Below are 3,442 nucleotides of genomic sequence, written 5' to 3'. Positions count from 1 at the left end.
CCGAGGTGTCCAGCGCGAGCAGTACCCGTGCCCGCCTGATCACCGATGCCGGACGCACACCCGTGGTGGTCAGCCGGATCAGCTCTTCACGATCCCGGGCTGACAACGTGACCGGCCGCTTCATCAGTGAGGCCATGGCGGTAGTCCTTGTCCGGCAGGGAGGGAACCTGTCAGACCACAGCCTCCCAGGCACAGCCACCACAACTAAGCAGCGACACGCTACTAGTGGCCTGCTTGAGCCGAGGTGTGGGGAAGCCCGCATGCCCGGTTCTGAGGGGCGGGGATGCAGCAATGTGTCCCCGCTACCCGACCACGCACCGAGCCGCCGGTCACCGCGTTCATGCTGGTCAAGACCGCAAATGGCAAACTCAGTGGGACAGCACACCGGTGCGGGGTGTGAACCGCGCGGCGAGCCCGACGGGGGTCAGCGCCGGCTGCGGCGTCGGTGCGACGTTGTCGGAGGTCACCTCGATCCGGTAGCCGACGGCCAGTCGCGCGGCGGCCACCACAAGTTGGTACAGCGCCAACTGAATGCCCAGGCACACTCTCGGCCCCGCACCGAACGGGACGTAGGCGAAGCGGTGCGCGGGTGCGTCGTCGTGGTGCCAGCGTTCCGGCTTGAACTCCTCGGGGGCGGTCCACCATCGAGGGTCTCGGTGCAGCAGGTACGGGCTGAACGTCACGTACTGCGCACGCCTGATGTCCCACTCGCCCAGGACGGTAGGGCGCGCCGCGTAACGCTGCATCAGCCACACCGGCGGATACAGTCGCAGCACCTCCTTCACGAACGCCGCCGTGTAGGGCAACCGGGTGTCGTCGAGCACCGAACCGGTGGCGGTGTGCAGCGCGTCGGCCTCCGCCAGCACCCGGTCGAACGCGGCGGGCCGCGCCGCGAACTCGTGCACGATCCAGGCCAACGCGAGGCCGGGCGTCGAGTAGGAGGCGAACAGGTTCGCCTTGACCAGCGTCACCACCTGGTCCTCGGTGAGCGGGTTGGTCGTGTTGGCCAGCAACAGGTCCAGCAGGTCCTGCGGTTGGTCGACGGGGTCCGCCCTGCGCCGTCGCACGTGCGTCGTCAGCGTGGCGTTCAGGTGTGCCGTCGCTCGGACCATCGCGCGCACCCTGGGCAGCGGCAGCCAGGCGGGGAACTGGAGGCTGCTACCGGTCAGCCGATCCGCGACGGCCGCGCGCCGGACTACGGCGGCGGCGACGTCCGCGTTGCCTTGGCCAAGGCAGAAGTCGATGGCCAGTTCGCCGGCGTAGCCGTTGAGCAGGTCGACGACGGACACCTCGGCCGCGTCGGTGCCGAGCATGGTGGCGTCGAGGGAGGCCAGCATCCGTCGGCCGTGCGCGAGTGTGGCCTGGCGGTTCATGCCGTGCCAGCCGGTTCGTCTGACGTGCATCCACGCGGCAGTGACGTCGGCAGGCGACCGGCGGCGCGGGCCGCCGCTCAGCCTGGGGGTGTTGGCGGAGAAGTCCTCGTGTTGACTCTCAAGACACACACCTGACGCGGTACCGTCAAGGTGGGATGGGAGTCGAGATGACCAGCGTAAACGGTGGTGTCCGATGAGGACGGACGACATCTTTCCAGCCGCCCTGTCTGCTGACCGGGACTACCTTCTCAACGGGGACATGTCCCGTCAGCCTTGCGTGTTCTATTTCCGCAAGTCCATCGGCGACGACTTCGCGACTCAGGTTCTCCGATGCGTGCAATACGCGAGAAGTGCGGGGCTACGCCTTGACGCCTCTATAGGTGTCGATGGTGTCTATTATGACGAGGACAAGTCAGGTTCCAAGGACATCGAGCGTCCGGGCTACAACAAGCTCATGTCAGATATCATGTCTGGCAACTTGTCTGGACGTCTCATTGTTGTTCGAGATCAGGATAGGCTTAGTCGTCGGGAATCCTCTGTCCTGGAGGAATATCACGTTGTGACTGAGTTGTCCAAGGTGCGAACCTTTGACTCCTCAGGTCGAGAAATCAAAGATGATGTGACGACCGGAATCATCGGAGTGTTGAACCGCTCTGAGGCAAAGATAATCGGCCACAGGCAGCGTATTCGCAAAGAGCTTCGAGCCATCGAAGGAAAGCCTCCTGCCAGTCGAATGCGCCGTACTGGCTACACGCCCGGTTACACGGCAATCGAATGGGAGGAGGCCAAGATTCTTCGGCGTGCCCGGAAAAAGGTCGTGGCCGGTCAATCCCTGACTAGCATCTGTAACGAGATGCGTAAGAACGAGATAGTGAAGCAGAACGGCAAGCCCTACCTCGTTTCTGACCTGAGTAGGCTCTTGCGTGATCCTGTGTATGCGGCATTGCGCACGTTCAGTCGTGACATCGAGGTTGAAGGTAAAGTCATCCCGAGGGGGCAAGCAGTCGCCAAAGGTGCGTGGCCTCGGATATTCACTGAGGAAGAGCACTACGAGGTTGTGAAGATTCTGGTCAGAAATGCGTCATGGGCGACCGATAGTTCGCCAAAGCATCTGTTGACCGGCATTCTCGTATGCGGTGAATGTGGCACCAAAATGGCGTTCGGATCAAAGCGTGGAAATCCTCACAAGGATGGCACGAAGAAGCCCCACTACGTGTATCGCTGTCAGAAGGCGCGCGGCGGGTGCGGAAGGGTATCAAGGAACAGTGACGCTCTAGAAGGGTTCTTTCTAGAGTTGACGTATCAGGCTATTAAGCCTCTGCCGGTAGTTAAAGGGAAGGTCGTAGACACGAGCGCTGACGAGATAGTGCGACAGGAGCGCAAGATCAGTGATGCTGTGGAAGCCTTCAAGAATGATGACATTGACATTGCCGCTCTCGCTAATATCCGACGGGACGCACAAAAGAAGATCGTCGATCTCAGGAAGACGCAAGCTGCTAAGTCGCAGCCTTTGCCTGTCGATGACGCTGAGGCATTTCTTGAGTCTCGTGATATCGACAAGCAGCGGGACACCATTCGTAGGTTCTTCCCCGTAGTGGGCGTTAAGGTTGCCGGGCAAGGTGTGAGGTTCCACCCTCGCCAGTTGGTCTTTCCTGAATCTGCTTGATGCCGTCGTACTGTTGCAGGTATTCCGGAATGTCAGCACCCCTGGTCGAACGACCAGGGGTGCTGACTTCTATTCGAGTATCGACCGAATATCTCTCGTCTTGGCTTGATCAAAGAACCCTTGCCTCTCCAATGCTGCGAGAAACGCGCGAATCCAGGCGATTTCCTCAGCGGTCACGCGACGTGGGGGACAGGTGTCTCCCGGTGTGGGGCTAGAGGTCGTCGGCACCACCCCCGAGGCCGTCAGGGAGGGTGCCGTTGACTTGCAGGTCTGGCTGTCGGGTCTCGCCTGTGGCGGGACGGTTCCCGCTCCGGCTGACATGCCTCCCTGGCGACGCTCCCTCCTGCTCAGGAGAGGGAGGAAGCGTCAGGGAGGGCCTAGCCCGCTGCTTTCGCGCTAATTC

General features: G+C 61.7%; 2 protein-coding genes. One reads left to right on the top strand and one right to left on the bottom strand.

Translation table 11 applies throughout. The features are described 5' to 3' along the window. Positions 1 to 368: 368 nt before the first annotated feature. Positions 369 to 1,403, bottom strand: coding sequence for a cytochrome P450 (locus F0L68_RS26005; protein ID WP_188316833.1), 1,035 nt, complete (start codon positions 1,401 to 1,403; stop codon positions 369 to 371). 163 nt (positions 1,404 to 1,566) lie between these two features. Here F0L68_RS26005 and F0L68_RS26000 point away from each other — a divergent pair, with 163 nt between their 5' ends. Then, positions 1,567 to 3,039: a recombinase family protein gene (locus F0L68_RS26000; protein ID WP_149852435.1), complete on the top strand. Its 1,473-nt coding sequence runs from the start codon at positions 1,567 to 1,569 to the stop codon at positions 3,037 to 3,039. The last annotated feature ends 403 nt before the right edge of the window (positions 3,040 to 3,442 follow it).

It is taken from the genome of Solihabitans fulvus (assembly GCF_008386585.1).
Taxonomy (GTDB): Bacteria; Actinomycetota; Actinomycetes; order Mycobacteriales; family Pseudonocardiaceae; genus Solihabitans; species Solihabitans fulvus.
This window is presented reverse-complemented; position numbering and strand designations above follow the sequence as displayed.

Excerpts from the sequence above, each read along its gene's own strand:
- F0L68_RS26005 (WP_188316833.1), bottom strand. The coding sequence starts at position 1,403 with ATGCACGTCAGACGAACCGGCTGGCACGGCATGAACCGCCAGGCCACA.
- F0L68_RS26000 (WP_149852435.1), top strand. The coding sequence starts at position 1,567 with ATGAGGACGGACGACATCTTTCCAGCCGCCCTGTCTGCTGACCGGGAC.